At 63.0% G+C, this 25,156-nt stretch carries 23 protein-coding genes and 1 other RNA gene; 16 read left to right on the top strand and 8 right to left on the bottom strand.

Annotation, left to right across the window (positions count from 1 at the left end; translation table 11 throughout):
• Positions 1-27: 27 nt before the first annotated feature.
• Both NKJ23_RS10355 and NKJ23_RS10350 read left to right on the top strand, forming a co-directional pair.
• On the top strand, positions 28-1,443 hold the full coding sequence (locus NKJ23_RS10355) for an FAD-binding oxidoreductase (protein WP_352680236.1): 1,416 nt from the start codon (positions 28-30) through the stop codon (positions 1,441-1,443).
• 94 nt (positions 1,444-1,537) lie between these two features.
• Positions 1,538-5,659, top strand: a complete 4,122-nt coding sequence (locus NKJ23_RS10350; protein WP_352680235.1) for an AsmA family protein — start codon at positions 1,538-1,540, stop codon at positions 5,657-5,659.
• A gap of 11 nt (positions 5,660-5,670) precedes the next feature.
• On the opposite strand, the gene NKJ23_RS10345 is transcribed toward NKJ23_RS10350, so the two are convergent.
• The gene (locus NKJ23_RS10345) at positions 5,671-6,108 is read right to left on the bottom strand and encodes a MarR family winged helix-turn-helix transcriptional regulator (RefSeq protein WP_352622738.1); all 438 of its coding nucleotides are present in this window, start codon (positions 6,106-6,108) and stop codon (positions 5,671-5,673) included.
• A 154-nt stretch (positions 6,109-6,262) separates the two neighbouring features.
• Here NKJ23_RS10345 and NKJ23_RS10340 point away from each other — a divergent pair, with 154 nt between their 5' ends.
• Positions 6,263-8,056 carry a chloride channel protein gene (locus NKJ23_RS10340; protein WP_352680234.1) on the top strand — a complete coding sequence of 598 codons (1,794 nt, stop codon included), beginning with the start codon at positions 6,263-6,265 and terminating at the stop codon, positions 8,054-8,056.
• A gap of 3 nt (positions 8,057-8,059) precedes the next feature.
• Here NKJ23_RS10340 and NKJ23_RS10335 read toward each other — a convergent pair whose 3' ends face one another.
• The 4 genes from NKJ23_RS10335 to NKJ23_RS10320 form a co-directional block, all read right to left on the bottom strand.
• The gene (locus tag NKJ23_RS10335; protein WP_352456525.1) at positions 8,060-8,281 is read right to left on the bottom strand and encodes a ribbon-helix-helix domain-containing protein; all 222 of its coding nucleotides are present in this window, start codon (positions 8,279-8,281) and stop codon (positions 8,060-8,062) included.
• Between the two features lie 20 nt (positions 8,282-8,301).
• Entirely contained in the window at positions 8,302-8,505 is a 204-nt protein-coding gene (locus NKJ23_RS10330; protein ID WP_023676708.1) for a DUF4169 family protein, read from the bottom strand.
• 18 nt (positions 8,506-8,523) lie between these two features.
• A complete protein-coding gene (locus NKJ23_RS10325; RefSeq protein WP_023676707.1) occupies positions 8,524-9,060 on the bottom strand; it encodes an SspB family protein in 537 nt (178 codons plus the stop codon).
• Between the two features lie 134 nt (positions 9,061-9,194).
• A complete protein-coding gene (locus NKJ23_RS10320) occupies positions 9,195-9,884 on the bottom strand; it encodes a TetR/AcrR family transcriptional regulator (protein ID WP_352680233.1) in 690 nt (229 codons plus the stop codon).
• A 168-nt stretch (positions 9,885-10,052) separates the two neighbouring features.
• On the opposite strand from NKJ23_RS10320, the gene NKJ23_RS10315 reads away from it, so the two are divergent.
• Together NKJ23_RS10315 and NKJ23_RS10310 are read left to right on the top strand one after the other, a co-directional pair.
• A complete protein-coding gene (locus NKJ23_RS10315) occupies positions 10,053-11,258 on the top strand; it encodes a multidrug effflux MFS transporter (RefSeq protein ID WP_023676705.1) in 1,206 nt (401 codons plus the stop codon).
• Positions 11,259-11,359: 101 nt separating this feature from the next.
• Positions 11,360-12,295 carry a LysR family transcriptional regulator gene (locus tag NKJ23_RS10310; RefSeq protein WP_352680232.1) on the top strand — a complete coding sequence of 312 codons (936 nt, stop codon included), beginning with the start codon at positions 11,360-11,362 and terminating at the stop codon, positions 12,293-12,295.
• Here the strand turns inward: NKJ23_RS10310 and NKJ23_RS10305 are convergent.
• Positions 12,249-12,989: an SDR family oxidoreductase gene (locus NKJ23_RS10305; RefSeq protein WP_352680231.1), complete on the bottom strand. Its 741-nt coding sequence runs from the start codon at positions 12,987-12,989 to the stop codon at positions 12,249-12,251. The genes NKJ23_RS10310 and NKJ23_RS10305 overlap by 47 nt on opposite strands.
• Positions 12,990-13,394: 405 nt before the next feature.
• Between NKJ23_RS10305 and NKJ23_RS10300 the strand changes: the two genes are divergently transcribed.
• Positions 13,395-15,191, top strand: coding sequence for an acetolactate synthase 3 large subunit (locus NKJ23_RS10300; RefSeq protein ID WP_352680230.1), 1,797 nt, complete (start codon positions 13,395-13,397; stop codon positions 15,189-15,191).
• Between the two features lie 98 nt (positions 15,192-15,289).
• Here the strand turns inward: NKJ23_RS10300 and ssrA are convergent.
• Positions 15,290-15,645: a transfer-messenger RNA gene (gene ssrA / locus NKJ23_RS10295) on the bottom strand.
• 162 nt (positions 15,646-15,807) lie between these two features.
• Between ssrA and NKJ23_RS10290 the strand changes: the two genes are divergently transcribed.
• The 6 genes from NKJ23_RS10290 to NKJ23_RS10265 all read left to right on the top strand — a co-directional run bounded on the left by NKJ23_RS10290 (position 15,808) and on the right by NKJ23_RS10265 (position 20,355).
• Entirely contained in the window at positions 15,808-16,119 is a 312-nt protein-coding gene (locus tag NKJ23_RS10290; RefSeq protein ID WP_023676702.1) for a DUF2853 family protein, read from the top strand.
• 113 nt (positions 16,120-16,232) lie between these two features.
• Positions 16,233-17,027, top strand: a complete 795-nt coding sequence (locus NKJ23_RS10285) for a thymidylate synthase (protein ID WP_352680229.1) — start codon at positions 16,233-16,235, stop codon at positions 17,025-17,027.
• A 284-nt stretch (positions 17,028-17,311) separates the two neighbouring features.
• Positions 17,312-18,103: a molybdate ABC transporter substrate-binding protein gene (modA, locus tag NKJ23_RS10280; protein ID WP_352680228.1), complete on the top strand. Its 792-nt coding sequence runs from the start codon at positions 17,312-17,314 to the stop codon at positions 18,101-18,103.
• Between the two features lie 15 nt (positions 18,104-18,118).
• The gene (gene modB, locus NKJ23_RS10275) at positions 18,119-18,823 is read left to right on the top strand and encodes a molybdate ABC transporter permease subunit (RefSeq protein WP_023676699.1); all 705 of its coding nucleotides are present in this window, start codon (positions 18,119-18,121) and stop codon (positions 18,821-18,823) included.
• A complete protein-coding gene (modC, locus tag NKJ23_RS10270; protein ID WP_352680227.1) occupies positions 18,820-19,932 on the top strand; it encodes a molybdenum ABC transporter ATP-binding protein in 1,113 nt (370 codons plus the stop codon). The genes modB and modC overlap by 4 nt, the downstream gene beginning before the upstream one ends.
• An 81-nt stretch (positions 19,933-20,013) precedes the next feature.
• The gene (locus NKJ23_RS10265; protein ID WP_023676697.1) at positions 20,014-20,355 is read left to right on the top strand and encodes a winged helix-turn-helix domain-containing protein; all 342 of its coding nucleotides are present in this window, start codon (positions 20,014-20,016) and stop codon (positions 20,353-20,355) included.
• A gap of 33 nt (positions 20,356-20,388) precedes the next feature.
• Here NKJ23_RS10265 and cobF read toward each other — a convergent pair whose 3' ends face one another.
• Positions 20,389-21,162 carry a precorrin-6A synthase (deacetylating) gene (gene cobF, locus NKJ23_RS10260; RefSeq protein WP_352680226.1) on the bottom strand — a complete coding sequence of 258 codons (774 nt, stop codon included), beginning with the start codon at positions 21,160-21,162 and terminating at the stop codon, positions 20,389-20,391.
• Between the two features lie 141 nt (positions 21,163-21,303).
• Between cobF and NKJ23_RS10255 the strand changes: the two genes are divergently transcribed.
• From NKJ23_RS10255 to hflC, 4 genes are all read left to right on the top strand, one after another.
• Positions 21,304-22,314, top strand: a complete 1,011-nt coding sequence (locus NKJ23_RS10255; RefSeq protein WP_352539564.1) for a DUF4424 domain-containing protein — start codon at positions 21,304-21,306, stop codon at positions 22,312-22,314.
• Positions 22,314-22,832: a dihydrofolate reductase gene (locus NKJ23_RS10250; RefSeq protein ID WP_352680225.1), complete on the top strand. Its 519-nt coding sequence runs from the start codon at positions 22,314-22,316 to the stop codon at positions 22,830-22,832. Before NKJ23_RS10255 ends, NKJ23_RS10250 begins: the two co-directional genes overlap by 1 nt.
• 162 nt (positions 22,833-22,994) lie before the next feature.
• A complete protein-coding gene (gene hflK / locus NKJ23_RS10245; protein ID WP_023676693.1) occupies positions 22,995-24,089 on the top strand; it encodes an FtsH protease activity modulator HflK in 1,095 nt (364 codons plus the stop codon).
• Positions 24,089-25,051, top strand: a complete 963-nt coding sequence (hflC, locus tag NKJ23_RS10240) for a protease modulator HflC (protein WP_352680224.1) — start codon at positions 24,089-24,091, stop codon at positions 25,049-25,051. Before hflK ends, hflC begins: the two co-directional genes overlap by 1 nt.
• Positions 25,052-25,156 lie beyond the last annotated feature (105 nt).

The following is a 25,156-nucleotide window of genomic DNA, read 5'->3' as shown; positions in this document are numbered from 1 at the left end:
GACGCTGGTCCATTCGCGGAGGAATCGATGGCTCTAAGCGACCTCAATCCGGTCGAGCGCAACGAAGCAGGCATTGCCGCCGTACTCGGCATCCTCAAGCAGCGGCTCGGCGAGCGATTCCAGACCGGCCAGGCGATCCGCGCCCAGCACGCGCACACAACGACCTATATCCCGACGCAGGCGCCGGACGGCGTCGCCTTTGTCGAGACGACGGAGGAGGTGCAGGAGATCGTGCGCGCATGCGCGGCGCATCGCGTGCCGGTGATCGCCTTCGGCGTCGGCTCTTCGCTGGAAGGCCACACCAATGCGCCGGGCGGCGGCATCTCGCTCGATACGTCACGTATGAACCGCATCATTGCGGTCAATCCGCAGGACCTCGACTGCACCGTCGAGCCCGGCGTGACGCGCGAGGATCTCAACCGGCATCTGCGCGACACCGGCCTGTTCTTTCCGATCGACCCGGGCGCCAACGCCTCGCTCGGCGGCATGGCGGCGACACGAGCGTCGGGCACCAACGCGGTGCGCTACGGCACGATGCGCGAAAACGTCCTGTCGCTGACGGCGGTGATGGCCGACGGGGAAGCAGTGACGACCGGCAAGCGCGCCAAGAAAAGCTCGGCCGGCTACGATCTGACGCGGCTGCTGATCGGTTCGGAAGGCACGCTTGGCATCATCACACAGCTGACTTTGAAGCTGCAGGGCATTCCACAGGCGATTTCAGGCGGCGTCTGCCCGTTTCCCAGCCTCGAGGCGGCGTGCAACGCGGTGATCGCGACCATCCAGATGGGCATTCCGGTGGCGCGCATAGAATTGGTCAACGCGCTGCAGATGCGGGCGATGAAGACCTATTCGAAGCTAGACTATCCGGAGAGCCCCTGCCTGTTCGTCGAGTTCCACGGCAGCGATGCCAGCGTCGCCGAGCAGGCCGAGACCTTCGGCATGATCGCCGAGGAAAATAGCGGCGGTCCGTTCCTGTGGACCAGCGTCGCCGAAGAGCGGACAAAATTGTGGAAGGCCAGGCACGATGCCTACTGGTCGTCGCTGACACTGCGGCCGGGCGCCAAGGGCCTGTCGACCGATGTCTGCGTGCCGATCTCGCGCTTTGCCGAATGTGTCACCGAGACCGAGACGGATATCGCCGAGATGGGCCTGATCGCCCCGATCGTCGGCCATGCCGGCGACGGCAATTTCCATGTGCTGGTGCTGATGGACGTGGACGACCCGAAGGAGATCGCATTGGCGGAAAAATTCGTTGCGCGGCTCAATATGCGCGCCATCGCCATGGACGGCACCTGCACTGGCGAGCACGGCATAGGGCAAGGCAAGATCGGCTTCCTGCGGCATGAGCTCGGCCATGGCGTCGACATCATGCGCACGATCAAGCAGGCGCTCGATCCGCTGAACATCATGAACCCGGGCAAGATATTGCCGGGAAAGGACTGACATCAGGCCGCTGCCGCGCCCCGATTTGCCTCTTTATCGACACGCTGATGCGGGTAGAGTGCCACTGACTTTACTATCAACTGTCTAGGAGTTCATGCTCGCACGCCTGTTCGTGATCTTCGGTGGGCTTCTTGTGCTGGTGCTGTGTGCGGCGCTGGTGGTGCCGTACTTTGTCGACTGGACAGGTTACCGTGCCGATTTCGAGCGCGAGGCCAGTGCCGTCCTGGGCCGCAAGGTGACCGTGCGAGGCGATGCAACGGCAAGGCTGTTGCCGTTCCCCTCGGTGACCTTTTCCAACGTCGCCGTTGCCGGTGGCCCCAACGGCCAGCCGGCGATGACCGTCGAAACCTTTTCGATGGATGCAGAACTCGCGCCATTCCTGCGCGGCGAGGTGCTGATCTTCGACATGCGGCTGGTGCGGCCGAAGGCGACGATCGACATCGCCGCCGACGGCACGGTCGACTGGACGATACGGCCGTCCTCGCCCTTCGATCCCGGCCAGATCTCCATCGAGAAGCTGACGGTGACGGAAGGACAGATCGCGCTCAGCCACGCCGCCGGCGGGCGCAGCCATCTTATTTCCGAGATCAACTCGACGATCTCGGCCAAGTCGCTGGCCGGCCCCTGGCGGCTGGACGGCTCGCTGTTGCTGGACGGGTTGCGGACCACGATCGCCGCTTCCACCGGCAAGACCGAACCGGACGGGCAAATGCGGCTCAGGCTCAAGGCCGATCCGGATGACTATCCGCTGGTCATCGAGACCGACGGCAATGTGGGCCTCGTCGAGGGCGCCGCGGTCTATTCGGGCCAGTTCAAGATATCGGGCGCAGGCCAGACTGCGGCGCGGCAGCTGGGCACCGGCGGCGAGGCGCTGAAAGTCAGCGCCGGCAAACCGGACCCGGGCTTCAGGCTGAACGGCAAGTTTTCGCTCGACCACCAGAAGCTCGGCGTCGACGAATTCCGCTTCGAGACCGGACCGCGCGACAATCCCTACACCGCCGACGGCAAGGCTGCGGTCGACCTTGGGCTGAAGCCGCATTTCTCGATCGAGGCCAATGGCGCGCAGGTGCAGTTCGACGAGGCCGTGGGGGCGGCGGCCGGCGCCGGATTGACGCTGTCCGAGCGGGTGGCGGCGCTGGAGCAGGCGCTGCTCGATCTGCCGAAGCCGACCATACCGGGCACGGTCGAGGTGAAACTGCCGGCGGTGGTGGCAGGCGATACCACCGTTCGCGACGTGCACCTGTCCGCCGAGCCAGCCGAGGGCGGCTGGGCGGTAAAATCGCTGGCCGCCACGCTGCCCGGCCGCGCCAAGCTGGAAGCCAACGGCATGGTCAGCGTCGAGGATCATTTCGGTTTCACCGGATCGCTGCTTCTGGCGGTGGCGCAGCCCTCCGGCTTTGCCGCATGGCTGTCGAAGGACGTCGACGAGGCGATCCGCCGCTTGCCGGCCGCCGGCTTCAAGGCCAAGGTGGATTTGAGCGAGAAGCACCAGGCCTTCAGCGATCTCGAACTCATCCTCGGCAAGGCGAAGTTCTCCGGCCGCATCGATTCCAGCCAGCCCGACGACACAAGGCCATCGGTGCTGATGCAACTGGAAGGTGGCGAACTCGACGTCGATGGGCTCGCCGCCTTCGCCTCGATCTTCGTCAGCGACAAGGGTGCCAACCGCTTTTCCGACCGCGACCTCGATTTCCAGATCAAGGCCGGGCCGGTCAGCGCCGGCGGGTTGACCGCCGATAGCGTCGACACCGCGCTTAGATTGCGCGACGGGTTGCTTGAGATCGATCGCCTGTCGGTCGGCGGACTTGCCGGCGCCTCGATCAGCGCCACCGGTCGAATCAAGGATTTCCCGGCGAGCCCGACCGGCAAGCTCGACGCCTCGGTGGTCGCCGTCGACCTCAAGCCGCTGATCGACGTCGCCGTCCAGCATTATCCCGACAATGCAGTGCTGAAGGGCCTGGCGGAGCGTGCTGCTGCCTATCCCGAGCTGTTCCAGGATGCGCGTATCGACGCGGTCACGAGTGCCGCAGACAATGGCGACGGTACGACCGGACTGGCAATGAGCGCACAGGGCAAGGCCGGTGGCTCGGCCTTTTCGGCGTCGTTGTCCGGCAAAGGGGCGCTCGACCGGCCTCTCGAAGCGCCGGTGACGCTGACCTTCAACGCAAGGAACGCCGACGCCACCGCGCTGCTGGCGCTTTACGGTCTGCCGGCACTGCCGCTCGGTATGCTCGGCGAGGCGACCACCGACGTCTCGGCCAAAGGCACGCTTGGCGGCGGCCTGGCGACACGCTTCAGCCTGGCCGGCAACGACTTCAAAGCTGGTTTCGACGGGACAATTGCCGACACGCCTCAAGGCGCGGCCGCCAAGGGCAAGATCAGCCTTGAAACGGCCGACATCGAGCCATGGCTGATGACGACCGGCGTCGGCCTGCCCGGCATGGGCACCGGCATGTCGACGTCGCTTGCAGCCGATGCCGATTACGGCAATGGTCTCCTGGTGCTGAGCGGCCTCAGCGGCGCCGTCAACGAAGCGGCGGTTTCCGGTGACGTAAATATCGACATCAAAGAGGGGCTGCCGCATCTTGCCGGCGCGCTGTCGCTGGACGAGCTGGACCTCGATCCGATGGCGGTGATGCTGTTCGGCGACCAGGCCTTCCTTGTCAATGACGGGGCCTGGCCGACGGCACCGTTCAGTCAGAAATCCAGTCTGCCATTTACCGCCGATCTCGATCTGACGGCGGCGTCGCTTGCCGCCGGCCCGCTTGCCACCGCCTATGACGCTGCGCTGTCGCTGCAGCTCGACCAGGAGGGCATCCGCGTTTCCGACCTCAAGGCAAAGTTCCTCGGCGGCGTGCTGAGTGGCCTGTTCGAGCTCAAGAACAATGACGGCACCGGGCTTTTCTCCGGCCAGATGAAGCTCGCCAGCGCCGATCTGGCAGCCGTGCTGCCGGAGGCCGGCATCAGCGGAAGCGGCGAGTTCACGACGGCGCTTTCGACCAGCGGCAAATCGGTCGACGCGATGGTTGCGGCGCTGTCCGGTTCCGGCACGGCAACGCTGAAGGGCATGATTATTGCCGGCTTCAATCCCGATGCCTTTGGCGCATTCATCGCCAAGGCCGATGCGATAGGGCGCGATATCGACGCGTCGAAGACCGCCGGCTTTGTGCCGCAGATCGCCGCGGCGGGCAGTTTTCCGGCGCAGGACACCGATATTGCCTTCACCATCGCCGGCGGCACGCTGAGGGCGCCGCCGGTCAAATTCGACAGCCCGGGCGCGACGCTGTCCGCCGACATCACCGCCGATCTGAACACCAGCACCGTCGATGCCAAGGGCGAGATCGCTTACCGGCCCGGCGACGAGGCGCTGGTCGGCTCCGAACCGATTTTGAATTTCAGCGTCGACGGGCCGTTCGGCGCCACCAAACGGCAGTTCGACAGCGAGCCGCTGGCACAGTTCCTGACCCAGCGTGCGCTGGAAAAGGAGCAGCAGCGGGTCGAAGCCATGCAAGCCGCACTGCTCGAGAAACAAAGGCTGCGGCGGGAGGTGCGCTACTACGCTGCGCTGCAAACCGAGCGTGAAAGAGCGGCGGAGGAACTGCGCAGACAACAGGAAGCAGCGCGGCTGAAGGCCGAGGCCGACGCCAAGGCAAAGGCCGAAGCCGAGGCTCAGGCCCAAGCCGAAGCCGAGGCGAGGGCGCAGGCTGAAGCCAAGGCGAAGGCTGAAGCGGACGCCAAGGCACAGGCGGATGCGGAGGCGAGGGCGCAGGCTGAGGCCAAAGCGAAGGCTGAAGCGGACGCCAAGGCAAAGGCCGAAGCTGAGGCGCAGGCCCAAGCCGAAGCGGAGGCCAGGGCGCAGGCTGAAGCCAAGGCGAAGGCGGATGCAGCGGCGAAGGCCGAAGCCGAGGCCAGGGCGAAAGCCGAGGCGGCTGCAAAGGCCGAAGCGGATGCCGAAGCCAAAGCCAAGGCGGCGCAACAGGCTGCCGAGGAAGCAGCGCAGGCCGAAGAACAGCAACGCCAGAGGGCGGAAGAGGCGTTGCGGATCGCCTCGGAAGAGAAGGCAAGGCTCGACGCCGAACGCAAGGCCGCGGCGGAGCGAGCGGAACGGGCGCCACCGGCCGCAAATAACGTGCCACGGCCAGTGCAGCCCCCGCCAAAGCTCAAGTTCGATCCCTCGTCGATCGACGATCTGCTAAAATCGCTGAATGGCGGGTGACGGCGCATCCCTTATGTGTCGCGTCCAGCAAGCAAGCGCTTCAGCATCGGCTCGATCCGCCCGAGTTCGTCGAGATGAGCGGCTGACAGATCGGCGAGACTGTCGTCGGCGCGCTCGGTCAGCCGCAGCAGCACGCGGCGGTGGTCCTCCTCGTCGTGGTCCCTCGCGACGAGCCCGGCTTCGCAAAGACGGTTGACCAATTCCACTGCGCTGTGATGGCGGATGCGCAGGCGCTCCGCGAGGTCGCCAATGGTCACCGGCCCTCCGCCGGGGAACCCTTTGATTGCAAGCAGGGCCTGATGCTGGCGTGGTGTCAGGCCGGCTTCCTGCGCCTGGATCTGGCTGAATTCGAGAAAGCGGCGGATCAGGTAACGAAATTCGGACAGCCTCTGGTAGTCGGCCGGCCCGATCGTTGCGCCGCGCTTTTGTGGCTTCGAAGTGTCTGCCATCGATTCCTTTCCGACAAAGCCGCAAACGGGCCTTGAACATTTATATCGTGTTACGATACAGAGCGCACCAACATGGCTCGTACCCGCCATCTTCGGTGGCACGGCCGGCGACCCATCCGCAAGTCGGCACGCCGCCAGAAAGCAAGGTCTGCAAATGAAGTCCGATCACGCCAACCCCGGCCATCTGCGCGATTTTACCACCGATGCCCGGGTGCTGCTCATTGCCAGCATAGCGGTGGTGGTTGCGACCGCGGGGTTGTTTGCCGGCATTGCCCTTTTGAAGCTGATCCGGCTTGCCACGAACATCGCCTATTTTGGCCAGTTCACGCTCGCCGACCTGAAACTGCAGGATACGCCGCTTGGCTATGCCTCGGTATTTGTTCCGGTCATCGGGGCACTGATCATCGGTGTGATGGCTCGCTTCGGAAGCGAAAAGATTCGCGGCCATGGTATTCCCGAAGCCATCGAGGCGATCCTGCTCGGACGCTCGCGGCTCGACGCCAAGGTGGCAATCCTGAAGCCGTTGTCGTCGGCGGTCTCGATCGGTACCGGCGGGCCATTCGGCGCGGAAGGGCCGATCATCATGACCGGCGGCGCCATCGGTTCGCTGATAGCGCAGATGCTGCCGGTCAGCGACAATGAACGCAAGGCGCTGCTGGTGGCGGGTGCGGCGGCCGGCATGACCACCGTGTTCGGAACGCCGATCGCCGCCATCATGCTTGCGGTGGAATTGCTGCTCTTCGAATGGACGCCGCGCAGCTTCATTCCTGTGGCGGTCGCCGCCATCATTGCCGAGGTCGAGCGCACCATGCTGCATCTGCCGGGGCCGATCTTCCCGTTTCAGGGCGGCATGGAGGTTTCATTTACCGGCCTTGCCGGCTGGGTGCTGGTCGGCATGGCAGCCGGGCTGCTATCAGGGTTGCTGACCCAGATGGTCTATGCCTGCGAGGACGGTTTCCAGAAGCTGCCCATCCACTGGATGTGGTGGCCGATGCTCGGCGGCCTGGTGGTCGGCATTGGCGGGCTGATCGAGCCGCAGGCGCTCGGCGTCGGCTATGACAATATCGCCGACATGCTGGATGGCCGCACGATAGCGACCGCCGCGCTCACCCTGTTGGTGGTGAAGGCGATCATCTGGTCGGTCGCACTCGGCTCGGGAACGTCGGGAGGTGTGCTGGCGCCGCTGCTGATCATGGGCGGGGCGATGGGCGCGGTCCTCGCCGGCTTCCTGCCGGCCGCGGATCCGGGCTTCTGGGCGCTGCTGGCGATGGCGGCGACGATGGGCGGCACCATGCGTGCGCCGCTGACCGCCACCTTCTTTGCGGTCGAACTGACCGGCAACACCCATGTCCTGGTGCCGCTGATCACGGCAACTGCCACGGCGCATGCGGTGACCGTGCTGTTGATGAAGCGTTCGATCCTCACCGAAAAAATCGCAAGGCGAGGGCATCACATGGTTCGCGAATACCGTGTCGATCCGTTCGCCCTGACCAGGGTGCGCGAGGTGATGACCAGCGAGGTCGAAAGCGTGCCGGCGACGATGACGCTGCATGGCGCGGCAGCGTTCCTGACGGCGCCCGAGACACGGCATCCGAGCTTTCCGGTCGTCGATGAAGAGGGCCACGTGCTCGGCGTCATCGACCCGCCGGCGATCCTGCGCTGGAGACGCGCCGGCAAGCACCGCACGACGACGCTTGGCGAACTGCTGGCCGGCAGCAAGGTCACGCTGGCCTATCCGGATGAGTATCTCGAGGGCCTCTCCGACAAGCTGCTGATGGCGAACGTGTCCCATTTGCCGGTCGTCACGCGAGAAAATGCCCGGCTGGTGGGCTATGTCGGCTGGAAGGACCTGATGCGCGTCAGATCGAAGAAACAGGCCGAAGAACGCGACCGCTCGGCTTTGCTGGGCTTCCGTATCCGGCGCAGGAAACAGGATAGCGTTGCCTGAAGGCTACAACTTGCCGCGCTTGGCCCAATCCAGCACATAGAGCCGGAGCGCCGAGGAGAGATTGGCATCCCGCGGGCGGCTCTCGTCGATTTCGGCGACAAGGGCGGCGAGCGTCAGTTTTCGCACGGCCGCGATGGCGCCCAGGTCGTCGTAAAAAGGCTTTTCGAGCGAATAGCTGGTGCGGTGGCCGCGAATGGTGACCGAGCGCTTTTCCACCGGGCTCACGAGACGATCCTACTCACACTTCAAGCATCGGATTTGTCCGAATCGCCCGAATTTTCGCGGCGATGGCCGGCGACGAATTTATCGGCCTTGTCGGCGATCAGGCGGTCGCGATCCCGGCTGGGTTTGGAACGGCCATGCAGCGCCCGGTTCTGTTCGGCCAGGCGCTCCTTCTCGGCTCGCGCCTTCTGCTTGCGTGCCTGACGGAGATTGACGATCTCGGCCATGTCACGCCGCCCGTCGGGTCACTTCTTGCGGAAGGCGTCAAGCGACACCACGTCGGCGCCCTTGGCGCCGGCGTCGGCCGCGGCAGGCTTCTTTTCCGCCTCGGCGGTTTTCTTCTTCGTCTCGGGCTTTTTCTCGGCGACGATGGCCAGCGGTTCGGGAGCAGGCTTGGCCTTTGTCTCCTGTTCCGCCGGGGTATCGGTCTTGACGTCGAATTCGAGCTCGAAGTTGACGGACGGGTCGTAAAAGCCGCGTACGGCCGAGAACGGGATTTCCAGTTTCTCCGGCACGTCGGAAAACGACAGCCCGACTTCGAAACCGGTGTCGCTCACCTTCAGGTCCCAATACTGGAACTGGATGACGATGGTCATCTGTTCGGGATAGCGCTCGCGCAGCCGCGACGACACGCGCACGCCCGGCGCGCCGGTGAGAAAGGTGATGAAGAAATGATGGTTGCCCGGGAGACCGGTGCGCGCGACCTCGGCCAGGACCTTGCGCATGACGCCGCGCAACGCCTCCTGGGCCAGAATGTCGTAGCGGATGTGGTCGTCGGCCATGTGGCTGTCGGGTTCCGTTGAATCGTCCTGATAGCTGTAATCAAGCTTGAGCGCGGCGTAAACCGGATATAGATCGCCGGCGTGCGGAAGCGAAGCCCATTGGCGACGATTTGATCGTCAAACGGCTTTGATCGTCAAGCGCTGGCGAACGCGCCTTGTTTGCTTGCCCGGGCCACAGGCTGCCGCTTGCCGAAGGCGCGCAGGAAGGTGCGCACGCCATTTGTCGCCGACTGCACCACCTCGTCCTCGGTCGGTGTGCCGCCGAGCATGAACGTCGTCTGCAACTCGGCATTGGCAAGCGCCATGAACTGGCGCGCTGCGACATCGGGATCGTCGATACCAAGGAAGCCCGCATGAGCGAGGCGGGCGAAGCGGGCGGCGATCGCTGGCCATGTCCTGCCCGGTCCTTCTTCGCGCCATTCGGCGAACAACTCGGGATAGCGCCCGCCCTCGGTCTGGATCAGCTTGCGCAGGAATTTGCCGTCGCGGTTGCAGATGCAGTTGTGGTTCATCCGCACAGCAAAGGCGATGAGGTCGGCCTCGAGATCCTTCGGCTGATCGGGAAAAGTGGAAATCGTGGCAAAGATGCCGGCATTGCAACGTTCGGTGAGGTCGCGGACGATGGCAACGAAGAGTTTTTCCTTGTCGCCGTGATGATTGTAGATGGTCTGGCGGGAGACGCCGGCCTCGGCGGCAATCATGTCGATATTGGCACCGGCAAAGCTTTCGCGGCAGAAGACCGAGGCGGCGGCATCGACAATCGACATGCGCTTGGCCTCGTGGCCTCGCGGCGGGAAAATGTCAGGAGAGACGTTGGCCTTCATGCAAAACTATATAGAGGTGGTTGACGAATTAGACAAGCCTGTCTAAATTTGTGGACTTGCACGAAGGGGGTTTCGTTCCGCAGAAGAGTCGGAACTCCACGGGATGGAACGTCCTAGGGTTACACGCCGGTCCTCGGCGGCAACCAGAATTCGAAAGAGCCTGCTATCATGAACGCCAAATTCCTCCGCATTGCGGTCGTGCTCGGCCTATTGTCCGCGATCGGCCCGTTTGCCATCGACATGTATCTTCCGGCCCTGCCTTCAATCGGTGAGGATCTGCATGCTGGCACTGCCGCGGTGCAGATGAGCCTGCTGATCTTCTTTCTTTCCATGGGCTTCGGCCAGATCGTCGTCGGACCGATCTCCGACATGGTCGGCCGCAAGCTGCCACTCTACGGCGGTCTGGCGCTGTTCATGGTCGGCGGCGTCGGCTCGGCGCTGGCTCCCTCGATCGAATGGCTGATCGCCTTCCGCTTCCTGCAAGGGCTCGGCGCCAGCGCCGGCATGGCCGTGCCGCGCGCGATCGTGCGCGATCTGCATACCGGCACCGAGGCCGCCAAGCTGATGTCGCTGCTGATGCTTGTGTTTTCGGTGTCGCCGATCCTGGCACCGCTGACCGGTAGCCAGATCATCGAGAATTTCGGCTGGCGCGCCGTGTTCTGGACGGTGACGGGCGCGGCCGTGCTCGCCACCATCCTGCTGGCGACCTCGCTCAAGGAGACACGGCCGGTCGAGGAGCGCGCCGGGTCGTCCTTCGGGACGGCACTTTCCGGCTACCGCTTCCTGATGGGCGACCGCAACTTCCTTGGCCTGACGGCCATCGCCGGCTTCGGCATTGCGAGCTTCTTCGTCTATCTGTCGAGCTCGTCCTTCATCCTGATCGACCATTATGGCCTGTCGCCTTCGGTCTACAGCGTGTTCTTCTCGATCAATGCGGTTGCCTTTATCGGCATGTCGCAGCTGACCGGGTTGCTGTCGGAGCGGTTCGGGCTGCAGCGCGTGGTGCGCGTCGCGGTGACCGGCTATGCGACGACGATGGTGGTGCTGTTCGCGGTGATGGCATCGGGTGTCGACCGGCTCGACGTGATGGCGGCGCTGCTGTTCATCGGCTACGGCTTTCTCGGCCTGGTCATCCCGACGACGTCGGTGCTGGCCATGGAAGAGCATGGCGAGATCGCCGGTACCGCGTCGGCGCTGATGGGCACGCTGCACTTCGCCATCGGCGCGGTCGCCATGGGCGTCGCCGGCGTGTTTTTCGACGGCACGCCGCTGCCGATGGTGGCGGGCATCACGCTCTGCGCGGCGATCTCCTTCACACTGGCCAAAATAACGCTCGGCCGCAGCCGGGACGTCGCGGAAGCGCCGGCGGAGTAAACTTCGCCTATCGAGACAAAAAGGCCGGGCGATGTTCCCGGCCTTTTCACGTTTGCCGTCCCGGTTCAAAGCAGTCTATGCCTATATGACGGGTTCAGGACATGCAGCTTCGACATCTCAAAACCTTCGTGGCGGTCGCCACCACCTTGAACATCACACGCGCCTCCGAGCGGGTTCATCTTGCCCAATCGAGCGTGACCGAACAGATCCAGGCGCTGGAAAGCGATCTGGGCACGTCGCTGTTCGACAGATCTCGGCGTGGCTTGAAGCTGACGGCGGCGGGACAGCGTCTGCTGGACTACGCAAACGATCTCCTCGACCTCGCGGACGAAGCCCGTTCCGCTGTCGCCGACGCGAGCGGCACGGTTGCCGGTCGCCTGACTGTCGGCGGCCTGGAGACGCTTTGCTCGACACGCTTGCCAGCTCTGCTGGCGGAATTCCATCGGCGCCATCCCGATGTGGAACTGAACCTCAGGGCGGACGATAGCAGTGGGTTGCGTGCCGGCGTGACAAGCGGGGCGCTGGACGTATCTTTCCATTTCGGAGCCGTCCCGGCGGCGGCGCCGGAGCTGCGAAGCGAGCAAGTGGCATTAGAAGAGCTCGTCACCATAATGCCGGCAAATCACCGGTTGGCCGGATATTCTGCCATAACGCCCGACGATCTGGCTGACGAGGCCTTCCTCGTGACCCAGCCCGGTTGCGTCTATAGGCGGATGTTCGACGAAACGTTTGCCGCAACATTGCCTGACCGTCCAAAACTCGTCGGCGAGTTCGCCAGCATGGGCGCGATACGGAGCCTTGTTGAAGGCGGTCTTGGATGCGCGCTGGTCCCGCGTCTCGTGGCTTCCGCGGCTGACGCCAATATCGTCGTGCTGCCCTGGGTCGGAAGCAGCCCGGTGACGCCGGTCACCATGGTATGGCGCCACCGGCGCATTCAAGCGCCGGTGCTGCGGCTGTTCCTTACAATGGTCCGCGAAATTTTGGCCATCGCTAGACCAGCCGCTGGCCACCATCGACATGAAGCACGGTTCCGGTGATGAAGCCGTTGTGCATGAGGGACGTGATGGCTTGGGCAATGTCGGCTGCCTGGCCGATCCGGCCGACGAGCAGACGCTTTGCCATGGCGTCCAGCGCGGCTGTCTTTCCGCTGCCGACGACGGCATCCCAAATCGGCGTGTCGACCCAGCCGGGCGAAACGACGTTGACGCGGATCGGCGCCAGTTCGACGGCAAGCGCGTAGGCGAGTGAGCCAAGTGCCCCATTAACGGCTGCCACCACCGAGCCTTTCGCCGCCGGACGATAGGCGGCGATGCCCGAGGTCAGCGTGATCGATCCACTAGGCGTCAGACGAGGCGCGCCATGTTTGGCAAGAAGAAGCGGCCCGACGACTTTGGAATCCATCACTTTCCGCGCCACCGAGATATCCATCTCGGGAAGCAACACATAGACGCCGGTAACGTCGGCGGCGGTCGAGACGATGTGGTCGAGCGTGCCGACATCCTGGAACAGGCGCTGGACCTCGTCCTCGCTTGTGACGTCGGCTGCGATCGTCCTCAGCCTTTCCGGGTGAGGCAAGCGCTGCCGTGCGGCCGACAACCGGTCCGCGGAGCGGCCGACGATCGTAACCTCGGCGCCGGCGGCAAGCTGCTGTTCGGCAAGCGACAGCCCCATACCGGAACTGCCGCCAACGATCAGGATGCGTTCGTGTTTTGGTGTGGTTTCCTGGTTCATCTTATCTCTCCATGAGGCAGCTCGCCGGGCATGACCACACGCGGCGAGAAACTGAGGCCTTGTCCCGCAAAGGCGTGGAAGAAGGGAAACGGGAAGAAACGAATACTGCCATCGGAGGTTCCGATGATGGGAGGCCCTTGGGCTTTCGCCTCAGCCTGAGACGCCTCAGCCTGAGACGTTGACGATGCGCGATTTTCTGTGTAGCAGCGATCATCATGAAGATCGCAATGGTTCTTGCAGTGGTAGGAAAGCGCACGGGCAGGATGGTGTAACCATCCGGCGACAGCCACCCGTGCGCGACAAACAGGCTCCCGACGGGGCCTTTTTTTATGCCCGAAATTCTTCTTACGCCCGATTTCGGCGATGCCCCGTCAGCCCATCCTCATCACGCTACGGGACAGAACCATGACAAGCGATAATTCCATTCAGCATACGAGCAACCGCATGACAGGAGCGGAGATCGTTCTCCGCGCACTCAAAGACAATGGTGTGGAGCATATTTTCGGCTATCCCGGCGCGGCCATATTGCCGATCTACGACGAGATATTCCAGCAGGACGACATCAAGCATATCCTCGTGCGCCACGAACAGGGCGCCGGCCATGCCGCGGAGGGTTATGCCCGGTCCACGGGCAAGGTCGGCGTGATGCTGGTCACATCAGGCCCAGGCACGACGAATGCCGTGACGCCCCTGCAGGACGCGCTGATGGATTCAGTGCCGATCGTCTGTCTGTCCGGACAAGTGCCGACAACATTGATCGGCTCCGATGCCTTTCAGGAATGTGACACGATTGGCATCACGCGATCCTGCACCAAGCACAACTCTTTGGTCAAAGACGTCAATGACCTGGCGTCAGCAATCCATACGGCGTTCCACATCGCCCGGTCGGGGCGACCGGGGCCTGTTCTCGTCGACATGCCAAAGGACGTTCTGTTTGCGTCCGGCGTGTACACCCCGCCATCGGGTGTTGCTGCGCTGAAAAATTATCGACCGAAGCTGCAGGGTGATATCGGCAAGATCGGCCAGGCGATAGCACTGATGGCCAATGCCAGCCGTCCCGTTATTTATGCCGGCGGCGGCATCGTCAATTCCGGCCCGGAAGCATCGAGATTGCTGCGGGAGCTGGTTCAACTGACCGACTTTCCGATCACCTCGACGCTGATGGGCCTTGGAGCTTACCCCGCCTCCGGCAAGAACTGGCTCAAAATGGTCGGTCTGCATGGTTCCTATGAGGCGAACATGGCGATGCACGATTGCGACGTCATGATCTGTATCGGCGCGCGCTTCGATGACCGCGTGACCTCGCGTGTGGACGCTTTTTCGCCGAACTCCAGCAAGATCCATATCGATATAGATCCGTCCTCGATCAACAAGAACGTCCACGTCGATATCGGCATACAAGGCGATGTCGGCAATGTTCTGGATGACATGGTTCGTCTATGGCGCGCATTGCCTCAGAAACCGGATGGAGGCCGCCTCCAGGACTGGTGGAGAAGGATCGTCGGCTGGCGCGCACGCAATTCATTCTCCTACGAGATGAACAAGGACGTGATCATGCCGCAATATGCGGTGCAGCGTCTCTACGCGCTGACGAAGGATCGCGACACATACATCACCACTGAAGTGGGCCAGCATCAGATGTGGGCGGGCCAATTCTACGGCTTCGAAAGGCCGAACCGCTGGATGAGTTCCGGCGGCCTCGGGACTATGGGCTACGGCCTGCCGGCGGCGCTGGGCGTGCAGATCGCACATCCGGACAGCCTCGTCATCGATATCGCCGGCGACGCATCGGTTCAGATGACCATGAAAGAGATGTCGACGGCAGTCCAGTACGACGCGCCGATCAAGGTCTTCATCCTGAACAACGGATATATGGGCATGGTTCGCCAGTGGCAGCAAATTCTTCACGGCAACCGCCTCGCGCATTCCTATTCCGAGGCCTTGCCCGATTTTGTCAAATTGGCCGAGGCGTTCGGAGCGGTCGGCCTGCGCTGCGACAAACCAGCCGACCTTGATGATGCGATCCAGGAAATGATCGATGTGGACCGGCCGGTGCTCCTTGACTGTCGTGTTGCCAAGCTCGCCAATTGTTTTCCGATGATCAGGACGGGCAGGGCGCACAATGAGATGCTTCTGTCACATGAGGCTGCCGACGAGACCTTTGGCAGCGCGATCGAAACGATCAGCCAGGGACTGGTATGAACGCCGCGGCGCCAGGGCGTATCAGGGCGTAAAAAGCCCAGGCCCGCAGCTGCACATACCGGGCGAGCCTGCGGCTGCGCATATCAAAAAGGGGGAGAAATGGAGGTTTCTGTTGCCAGGTACCTCCGAACCCCGCCTAGAAGTGCGAACCACTAGGGCTTGAATTGAAGCTATCGCACCGCTTACGCGGCGAGACGTGCTTCCGCATAGTTGTCGTTGGCAACTATAAGTTTAGCCCGATAACGGTGGTACAATGCCGGGCAAAAGTACGATCTTTACACCTTCGTCGATCCTATTTCGCCCCCAGCAAAAGCCGCTCCTGAGCAGCGGTTTTTGGTGGAGGCGCCGGGTACCGCCCCCGGGTCCGAACGGCTTATTTCATCGCCTGTTTATCGCCATAGTCGGTCGAGCCGACGAAGCGAATATAGGGACTGGCGGTGGAAAATGAAAGGCCGGAATGCCACTTTCGTCCGTGCCAAAGTGGATCATCAAGGGGTTGACTTGCAGCCGGTCTCAACCGAAGCTTTGTGGCGGTGAGGAGACCTAGCGCATACTTGCGGCAGCGCGCCACAATCCTCACTGACCGGATCCCGTGGCGCCGACGAGGGGAAATTCGATGGCCGATTATCTCGCAGACGTAAAGAAATATGATGCGGCGGCGGATGCCGACGCGGTCGCCAAGATCGTCAAGCATCTGGGCATCGCGCTCAGGAACCGCGATTCCTCGCTGGTGTCCTGCACCGACCCGGAGGAACTGAAGCGCGTCAGGAACAGCTGGGTCGCCGGCAAGCTCGGCGTCACCGACGGTGCCAAGGCGGATGCAGCTATCGAAAAGACCTGCAAGGCTATGGCGGCCGACAACAGCAAGAGCCGGGTGACATTCTATTACCTCGTCGCCAAGGATCTGGGCATGCTCGGCTCGCTCTGAGCAACCTCGCCGCCGGTGCTGGTGAGGCTTCTGCTGGAATCGTCTCGCTTTGCTGTGTTCGGCCGACGGTCATTCGGCTATGATGGCTGACAACCCGAATCGGACCGGAGCCGATGCGCCAGTATCTCGACCTTCTGAAGCATGTGCTGGAAAACGGCGCCGATCGCGGCGACCGCACCGGCACCGGAACGCGCTCGGTATTCGGCTACCAGATGCGCTTCGACCTGGCCCGCGGCTTTCCGGTCACCACCACCAAGAAGCTGCACCTGAAGTCGATTATCCACGAGCTTTTGTGGTTCCTGGCCGGCGACACCAACATCAAATATCTCAACGATCACGGCGTCTCGATCTGGGATGAGTGGGCCGACGAGAACGGCGATCTCGGCCCGGTCTATGGCAAACAATGGCGGTCGTGGCCGGACGGCCATGGCGGCGCCATCGACCAGATTGCGAATCTTCTGAAGGAGATACGCAGAAATCCTAATTCGCGGCGGCTGATCGTTTCGGCGTGGAACCCGGCCGAGGTGGAGGCCATGGCCTTGCCGCCCTGCCACTGCCTGTTCCAGTTCTATGTTTCGGAAGGCAAGCTTTCCTGCCAGCTCTACCAGCGTTCGGGCGATATCTTTCTCGGTGTGCCGTTCAACATCGCTTCCTATGCGTTGCTGACGCTGATGGTGGCGCAGGTGACCGGATTGAAACCCGGCGATTTCATCCACACGCTCGGCGACGCGCATCTTTACTCGAACCATTTCGAGCAGGCGCGCGAACAATTGCGGCGCACGCCCAAGGCGTTGCCGACGCTGTGGATCAATCCCGAGGTGAAGGATCTCTTTGCCTTCCGCTTCGAGGATTTCCGGCTCGAGAATTATTTCGCCGACGCGACGATCAAGGCGCCGATCGCGGTCTAGCACCATACCTGACCATCCATATCGAAATTGCCTACTGCGGCTGCGCCCTCGGCCTTGTCAGCATCAATCTCGATCGGCCGACGTCGACCTCACGCCCAATCCCGGGTCGCTGATTTCATGTGAATATTTCCTTCGGCTTCGACGCCGCTGTATCCAACGACGATTATCGCAGGCCGGGAAAACCTCGGTTCAGAATGCCGTCGCCGGTAAAGAGCCTTTCCTTGTTATGTTCACATGGATATATCGATGGACGGCTTCGGGCGTTCCGAGACGAGGAGAGTTTCATGCTGGCGCGCAAAGGTTCGACGACGATTGCCATCGCGGGTCTCGCCGCCATCCTGATGGCCGCGGTGCCGGCGGCCCATGCCGATGACAAGGTGGTCGTGTTTGCCGCGGCGAGCCTGAAGGATGGGCTCGATGGCGTCAACAAGGCCTGCGAGGCCGATGTCGGCGAGGCGGCGACCATTTCCTACGCGGCGAGCTCGGCGCTGGCCAGGCAGATTGAAAGCGGCGCGCCAGCAGACCTGTTCATCTCGGCCGATCTCGACTGGATGAAATATCTTGCCGACAGGAAGCTGACCAAGCCCGAAACCCAAGTGAAATTGCTCGGTAACCAGATCGTGCTGATTGCTCCGCGGGATTCCAAGGTCGAGACCAGGATCGAAAAGGGGTTCGATCTTGCCGGGCAGGTCGGTAACGGCAAACTTGCCATGGGTGATGTCAAGGCGGTGCCAGCCGGCAAATACGGCAAGGCGGCGCTCGAATCGCTCGGTGTCTGGTCTTCCGTCGAAGGCAAGGTGGCGCAGGCCGAGAATGTGCGCGCCGCCCTAAAGCTGGTGTCGACCGGCGAGGCAGCACTCGGCATCGTCTATGCCACGGATGCGCATGCGGAGCCCGGCGTCAAGGTGATCGGCACTTTCCCCGCGGGTACCCATCCGCCGATCATCTATCCAGTCGCCCAGCTTGCGGATTCGAAGAGCAGGGATACCCCGGCGTTCCTGAAATGCCTGCAATCCGCCAAGGCTGGCGAACTCTTCAAGGCGCAAGGTTTTACAATCCTCGCGCCGAGCAACTGACGTACGGCACCGCACATGAACTGGCTGCTGGATCTCGCTCCCGACGAATGGAATGCGGTCCGGCTGTCGATCAAGGTGGCGACCGTGGCGATGATTGCCAGCCTGCCGCCGGGCATTCTGATCGCTCTTGTGCTTGCCCGCGGCCAGTTCTGGGGCAAGACGCTGCTCAATGGTCTGGTGCATCTGCCGCTGATCCTGCCGCCGGTGGTGACCGGCTATTTGCTGCTTTTGACTTTCGGCAAGCGTGGTCCGGCCGGCGCTTTCCTGGCCGAACATTTCGGCATCGTTTTTTCCTTCCGCTGGACTGGCGCCGCGCTCGCCTGCGGCGTGATGGGCTTTCCGCTGATGGTGCGGGCCATCCGGCTGTCGATCGAGGCCGTCGACCGCAAAATCGAGGCGGCCGCCGGCACGCTCGGCGCCAATCCGCTATGGGTATTTGGCACGATCACGCTGCCGCTGATCCTGCCCGGGCTGATCGCCGGTGCGATCCTCTCCTTCGCCAAGGCGATGGGCGAATTCGGCGCGACGATCACCTTTGTCTCCAACATTCCGAACGAGACGCAGACGCTACCGTCGGCGATCTACACTTTCACGCAGGTTCCCGGCGGCGACGCCGGCGCGCTCAGGCTGACGCTGATCTCGATCGTCATCTCGATGGCGGCACTTGTTGCCTCGGAAGTGCTGGCGCGGCGCGTCGGCCGGCGGATGGACATCGAATGACGGTTCAGGTCGACATCAGCCACCGGCTTGGCGGTTTCACCGTCAATGCCCGCTTCGAAAGCGCCGGGCGGCTGACTGCGCTGTTCGGGCCTTCCGGCTCCGGAAAGACGACGCTGATCAATTTGATTGCCGGGCTGATCCGCCCCGACAAAGGTCGTATCGCGGCCGAGGGCCGCGTGCTGGTCGATAGCGATGCCGGTCTGTTCGTGCCGAAGCACAAACGGCGGATCGGCATGGTGTTCCAGGATGCGCGGCTGTTTCCGCATATGAGCGTGGCGAGCAATCTGCGCTATGGCCGCTGGTTCACGCCGGCTGCTGAGCGTTACGCGGATATCGATGGCGTGGTCGAACTGCTCGGGATCGGCCATTTGCTCGACCGGCGGCCGGCAAAACTCTCCGGTGGCGAGAAGCAGCGTGTGGCAATCGGCAGGGCGCTGCTTGCCAGTCCGAAATTGCTGCTGATGGACGAGCCGCTGGCTTCGCTCGACGAGGGGCGCAAGGCCGAGATCTTGCCTTATATCGAGCGGCTGCGCGACGAGACGAAAATCCCGATCGTCTATGTCAGCCACTCGATCGCCGAAGTGGCGCGGCTGGCGAGCGACGTCGTGGTGCTGATGCAAGGAAAGGTCGCCGCTTCCGGTCCGACCGGAGCGATCATGCAGCGTCTGGATCTATTGCCGGCCGAAGAGCGCGGCGAGGGCGGTGCCGTGCTGGATACCGCGGTTCTGCGCCACGACGAAGCCTTTGGCATGACGGTGCTAGGCTCATCGGCGGGCGAGATCCGGGTGCCGCTTCTGGCAACGCCAGTCGGTGCGCCGGTGCGCGTCCGCATCCGTGCCCGCGACGTGATGATCGCCACCGAGCAGCCGGTTGGCCTCAGCGCGCTCAACATATTGCCGGGCACGATCGTGGCGATAGAGCCGGGCGAAGGGCCTACGGTCGAGATTGGCCTCGACTGCAATGGCGCAACCGTGCTTGCCCGCATCACCGAACAGTCGCGGCAGACACTGGGGCTTCGGTTTGGTCGACAGGTCTTCGCCGTGGTCAAGACGGTGAGCTTCGACCGGGCGAATACCGGCGCCGGACTGCCCGCCGAGGCGGATGAGTGAACGGCCGATGATTCGCTATATCGTTTTGGAATAGCGGTATCGCTGCAGAACTTGTAGAATAGCGTGACCGCGGAGGAGCAAATGCCGTCGCTGAGTTTGCGGATAAATCTCGATCCAGATGGCCGCATCGGACCGGGCAAGATCGAGCTTCTGGAACAGATCGCCGCCTTCGGCTCGATTTCGGCCGCGGCACGCGGCATGGAGATGTCCTACAAGCACGCCTGGGATCTGGTCGAAGACATGAACCGCGTGTTCGGCAAGCCGCTGGTTGCGGCACAGACGGGCGGCAAAAAAGGCGGTGGCGCCCAGTTGACGTCGGTCGGGCTTGCTGTGGTCAGCCGCTTCCGCGCGATCGAGCGGGCTGCGTCTTCAGCAGCGGCGGCGCATATGGAGGCGCTGCAGGCCGAGATCGACGCAGCGTGACGCCGGCGGAATTCATGCCGCGTGTGATCCCTGTTACTTCTTTGGCTCGCCCGGCTTGCGCAGCAGATAGGTGTCCATGATCCAGCCTTTTTTCCGGCGGGCCTGCTCACGGGTGCTCACGATCTTGTCGCCGACGTCGCCAATCCGGCCCGAGATGACGATCTCGTCGGGCGTCCCGAGATAGGCGCCCCAGTGGACGGTGACGTCGTTGTCGTCCAGCGTGTTGAAGGCGCATTTGCCGTCCAGCATGACGATGGTGCTGCCGGCGTTTTCGGGCAGACCTTCCTCGGCGAGCCGGCGGCCGGTGGTGATCAAAATGGCGTCGCCGATCCGGTTCAATGCCATTTTGTGGCTGGCTGCGAGTGCCTGGATGGCGGTGATGCCAGGGATGACCTCCAGCTCGAACGCTACATTGCCTCTGAGGCGCACGCGCTCGAGGATGCGCAGCGCACTGTCGTAGAGCGACGGATCGCCCCAGATCAGGAAGGCGCCGCAGCCATCTTCAGGGAGTTCGTCGCGGATCAGGCCTTCGTAGATCGCGGCGATCGCCTCGTGCCAGTCGTCGACGGTCGAGCGGTAGGAAGGCGCCGGCTCGGCGCGCACCGGCACCTCGAATTCGACACGGCGCGAGTTCGGATTAATGACGAAGCGGTCGCAGATCTGGCGGCGCAATTCGGCGAGATCGTTCTTCTTGGCGCCCTTGTCGGGAATGAACAGCACGTCGGCCCGATTGAGACCGTTAATGGCCTGGACCGTCATGTGCTCCGGATTGCCGGCGCCGATGCCGATGACGAGAAGCTTGCGCATGGGCGAACTCCTGCCCGATCGGGACCGGCGTGTCTAGACCGACACGACATGCCGGCAGGCGCCGGCACATTTGCCGAAAGGCTTTGAAACGCCACATTGAACAGCTAGAGTCATGTTGGCATTCTCGCCGGGGGAGTTTCCATGTTCCGTTACGTCCTGACCGCAGCCTTGGCGCTCTCGGCTACGCCTGCGCTCGCCAATGATTCGGTGGCCGAACTCGGCACTGGTGGGCTGATCCTTTCGCGCAGCGATGCGGTGGCGATGGAAAGCGAGGATCTCTACATCTCGCCGGAAAAAGTGATGGTCGATTACGTCTTCCGCAACAACACCGACAAGGATGTCGATGCGATCGTCGCCTTTCCGATGCCCGACATCGAAGGCGACCCCGAAGAAATACCGGCGATTCCGGAGGCACAGAGCGACAATTTCCTCGGCTTCGAAGTGACGATCGACGGGGTACCGGCAAAGCCGCAGCTCGAGCAGAAGGTGTTCGCGCTCGGCATCGACATCGGCGCTGACCTGAAGGCGCAGGGCGTGCCGTTCTATCCGTTCGGCGATGCGGCCAAGGCAGCGCTGGCAAAGCTGCCGCAAGCGGTCGCCGACGACTGGGTCAACCGCGGCATCATCATCGAGGACACTGCCGACGACGGTTCGGGCATGAAGACCGTCTATACGCCGTTCTGGCAATTGCGCTCGACCTATTGGTGGCGCTCGACGTTTCCGGCCAACAAGGCGGTCCATGTCTCGCATCGCTACAAGCCGAGCGTCGGCGGCACCTCCTCGGTCAGCTTCTTCTATGACGGCCAGTTCCAGGGTCAGTATGCCGCCTACAAGACACGCTACTGCATGGACGATGCCTTCGAGAATGCCGTGCGCAAGGCAGCCAAGGACGATCCCGACGGCTACCCCAAATATTTCGAGAACCGCATCGCCTATATCCTGACCACGGGCGGCAACTGGGCGTCGGGAAACATCGGCAGTTTCAAGCTGACCGTCGACAAGGGCGATGCGAAGAACCTGGTCTCGTTTTGCGGCGAAAACGTCAGGAAGATCGGACCGACGACGTTCGAGATGAAGGCGCAGAACTTCTACCCCGAGCACGACATCGACATATTGCTGCTGGAGCCATCCGATGGCGGAAACGGCGGCTGATGGACCTCGCGATTTATGTCGCCATCGCCGAGAACGGCGTGATCGGGCGCGAGGGTGGGTTGCCGTGGCGGCTGTCCACCGATCTCAAGCGGTTCAAAGCCGATACGATGGGCAAGCCCATCATCATGGGCCGCAAGACCTATGAAGGCATCGGCCGCCCATTGCCGGGCAGGCTCAACATCGTGGTGACACGAGACAGGGCATGGCGCGCCGAGGGCGTCGAAGTCGCGTACTCGATCGAGGACGCAATCGCGCTGGCGACGGTGCGCGGGCGCTGCATGGCCGGCGCCGACGAGATCTGCGTCATCGGCGGCGGCGAGATCTACGCTCAGGCGCTGCCGTTGGCCGATCGGCTGCACGTGACCCATGTTCTGGCCGCGGTCGACGGCGATGCCCATTTCCCGCCGATCGATCCGGCGCTGTGGCGGATCGTCCGCTCGCAGGAGGTGGAGGCTGGCGAAAAGGACAGCCATGCGACACGCTATTCGGTTTACGAGCGGCGCCGCGACGTGCATTGAAGGCGACAAAGGTGTCCCGACAGGTCTAGATGGACCCAAAAGGCGGACAGTGGCGGCAGCCGATCGCGTTGAAAGCGTGCCGTTGCATCCCTATTAAAGAATAATATTGGATTTTGCGCCGGTGAGCCGGCGCTTGAGGGAATTCCAAGCGAAAGGACATTCATGCCCTGGAACGACAAGAGCGGCGGCGGCGGCCCGTGGGGCGGCGGCAACAATCAGGGGCCTTGGGGTCAGGGACCAAAAGGACCCAGCGGCCCGCAGGGCTCGCCTCCCGATCTCGAGGATATCATCCGGCGCGGGCAGGACAGGTTGCGGCGCGCGCTGCCGGGCGGCGGTGGCGCGAGCCCTGCCGTGTTCGGGCTGATTGCCGCGGCGCTGGTGGTGCTATGGGCGTTCAAGGCGGTCTACACCGTGCAGCCCGACGAAGTTGCGGTGGAACTCAGGTTCGGCAAGCCGAAGGCGGAGCTGTCGCAGCCTGGCCTGCATTTCCATTGGTGGCCCATCGAAACGGTCGAGACCGCCAACATCGCCGAGCAGCTTGTCAGTATCGGCGGCGGCAGTTCCAGCGGCAATGGCCTGATGCTTTCCGGCGACCAGAACATCGTCAATGTGCAGTTCTCTGTGGCCTATCAGGTCTCCGACCCTAAGGCCTATCTGTTCGACGTGTCCGACCCGGACGGCATGCTGCAGCAGGTCGCCGAAAGCGCGATGCGCGAAGCGGTCGGCCGGCGCCCGGCGCAAGACATTTTCCGCGACGACCGGCAAGGCATCGCGGCGTCGGTGCGTGAGATCATCCAGACGACGCTGGACGGTTACAAGGCCGGCCTCAACGTCAACGCCATTTCGATCGAGGACGCCGCGCCACCGCGCGAGGTGGCAGACGCGTTCGACGAGGTGCAGCGCGCCGAGCAGGACGAGGACAAGTTCGTCGAGCAGGCCAATCAGTATTCCAATCAGAAGCTCGGCCAGGCGCGCGGTGCGGCCGCACAGATCCGCGAAGACGCGGCCGCCTACAAAAACCGGGTCGTGCAGGAGGCCGAAGGCGAGGCGCAGCGCTTCATCTCGGTTTATGATGAATATGCCAAGGCGCCGGAGGTGACGCGCAAGCGACTCTACCTGGAAACGATGGAGAGGGTGCTGAAGGATTCGAGCAAGGTCATCGTCGAGCAAGGCAACGGGCAAGGGGTCGTTCCCTACCTGCCGCTGCCGGCATTGCAGCAGAAGGCGCCGGCACCGGCCACCGGAGGAAACCAGTGATGGCCAACCGTCTTCCCGTCATTGCGGTCATCGCCGCGGTCATCCTGTTCCTGCTCTATTCGTCGGTCTTCGTCGTCAATGCGCGCCAGCAGGCGCTGGTGCTCAGGTTCGGCGAAATCGTCGACGTCAAGAACCAGCCGGGCATCTATTTCAAGGCGCCATTCTCCTTCTTCGATGCCGACACCGTCCAGCTGATCGAGAACAGGGTCCTGCGCTTCGACCTCGACAACATCCGTGTCCAGGTTTCGGGCGGCAAATTCTATGAGGTCGATGCCTTTATCGCCTATCGTATCTCGGATCCGCGTGTGTTCCGCGCCGCGGTCTCCGGCCAGATCGAACTGGCCGAGGCCCGGCTGAGGACGCGTCTCGACGCCGCCTTGCGCCGCGTCTACGGCCTGCGCGACTTCGAGGCGGCACTCTCGGAAGAGCGCGCCGTGATGATGCGCGAGGTGCGCGATCAGCTGAGGCCTGATGCCACCTCGCTTGGCCTGCAGATCGAGGATGTCCGCATCCGCCGCACCGATCTCACGGCCGAAGTCTCGCAGCAGACCTTCGACCGCATGAAGGCCGAACGTCTCGCCGAAGCCGAGCGGCTGAGGGCGCGAGGCAATGAGGCAGCGCAGCGGATCAGGGCTCGCGCCGACCGCGAAGTGGTCGAAATCGTCGCCGAAGCGCAAAAAGAGTCTGAAATCCTGCGCGGTGAAGGTGAAGCCCAGCGCAGTGCCACGTTTGCCGGGGCCTATCTGCGCGATCCGGCCTTCTTCGATTTCTATCGGTCGATGAATGCCTATGGCACGGCGCTGAACAGCGCCGGAACGACGATGGTGCTGTCGCCGAATTCCGAGTTCTTCCGCTTCTTCCGCGACCCGAACAGCAAGGAAACGCCTGTGGCACCGGCGGCACCAGCGCCAGCACCTGCCGCTCCCGCCCCACCGGCAGCACAGCCAGGCACCGGCCAATAGGGCCGGTGCAGGGGCGCCGGCGTAACGGAGGATTTATCCTCTGGCGGTAGCCATAGCCGCAAACGTGCCTTATTTCTTGCCAACATGACGCGGACCGGCATTTTT

Origin of the sequence: Mesorhizobium sp. M0184, from assembly GCF_040322215.1 — a bacterium.
Classification (GTDB): domain Bacteria; phylum Pseudomonadota; class Alphaproteobacteria; order Rhizobiales; family Rhizobiaceae; genus Mesorhizobium.
Note: the sequence above shows the minus strand (reverse complement) of the source record. Positions and strands in the feature narration are given on the sequence as shown.

Coding starts and splice junctions, on each gene's coding strand:
- NKJ23_RS10340 (WP_352680234.1), top strand. CDS start 6,263: ATGAAGTCCGATCACGCCAACCCCGGCCATCTGCGCGATTTTACCACC.
- NKJ23_RS10345 (WP_352622738.1), bottom strand. CDS start 6,108: ATGGCAGACACTTCGAAGCCACAAAAGCGCGGCGCAACGATCGGGCCG.
- modA (WP_352680228.1), top strand. CDS start 17,312: ATGCTGGCGCGCAAAGGTTCGACGACGATTGCCATCGCGGGTCTCGCC.
- NKJ23_RS10310 (WP_352680232.1), top strand. CDS start 11,360: ATGCAGCTTCGACATCTCAAAACCTTCGTGGCGGTCGCCACCACCTTG.
- cobF (WP_352680226.1), bottom strand. CDS start 21,162: ATGCGCAAGCTTCTCGTCATCGGCATCGGCGCCGGCAATCCGGAGCAC.
- NKJ23_RS10305 (WP_352680231.1), bottom strand. CDS start 12,989: ATGAACCAGGAAACCACACCAAAACACGAACGCATCCTGATCGTTGGC.
- NKJ23_RS10330 (WP_023676708.1), bottom strand. CDS start 8,505: ATGGCCGAGATCGTCAATCTCCGTCAGGCACGCAAGCAGAAGGCGCGA.
- NKJ23_RS10265 (WP_023676697.1), top strand. CDS start 20,014: ATGCCGTCGCTGAGTTTGCGGATAAATCTCGATCCAGATGGCCGCATC.
- NKJ23_RS10355 (WP_352680236.1), top strand. CDS start 28: ATGGCTCTAAGCGACCTCAATCCGGTCGAGCGCAACGAAGCAGGCATT.
- NKJ23_RS10250 (WP_352680225.1), top strand. CDS start 22,314: ATGGACCTCGCGATTTATGTCGCCATCGCCGAGAACGGCGTGATCGGG.
- NKJ23_RS10325 (WP_023676707.1), bottom strand. CDS start 9,060: ATGGCCGACGACCACATCCGCTACGACATTCTGGCCCAGGAGGCGTTG.
- NKJ23_RS10300 (WP_352680230.1), top strand. CDS start 13,395: ATGACAAGCGATAATTCCATTCAGCATACGAGCAACCGCATGACAGGA.
- modC (WP_352680227.1), top strand. CDS start 18,820: ATGACGGTTCAGGTCGACATCAGCCACCGGCTTGGCGGTTTCACCGTC.
- NKJ23_RS10315 (WP_023676705.1), top strand. CDS start 10,053: ATGAACGCCAAATTCCTCCGCATTGCGGTCGTGCTCGGCCTATTGTCC.
- NKJ23_RS10320 (WP_352680233.1), bottom strand. CDS start 9,884: ATGAAGGCCAACGTCTCTCCTGACATTTTCCCGCCGCGAGGCCACGAG.
- hflK (WP_023676693.1), top strand. CDS start 22,995: ATGCCCTGGAACGACAAGAGCGGCGGCGGCGGCCCGTGGGGCGGCGGC.
- NKJ23_RS10285 (WP_352680229.1), top strand. CDS start 16,233: ATGCGCCAGTATCTCGACCTTCTGAAGCATGTGCTGGAAAACGGCGCC.
- NKJ23_RS10350 (WP_352680235.1), top strand. CDS start 1,538: ATGCTCGCACGCCTGTTCGTGATCTTCGGTGGGCTTCTTGTGCTGGTG.
- NKJ23_RS10290 (WP_023676702.1), top strand. CDS start 15,808: ATGGCCGATTATCTCGCAGACGTAAAGAAATATGATGCGGCGGCGGAT.
- hflC (WP_352680224.1), top strand. CDS start 24,089: ATGGCCAACCGTCTTCCCGTCATTGCGGTCATCGCCGCGGTCATCCTG.
- NKJ23_RS10255 (WP_352539564.1), top strand. CDS start 21,304: ATGTTCCGTTACGTCCTGACCGCAGCCTTGGCGCTCTCGGCTACGCCT.
- modB (WP_023676699.1), top strand. CDS start 18,119: ATGAACTGGCTGCTGGATCTCGCTCCCGACGAATGGAATGCGGTCCGG.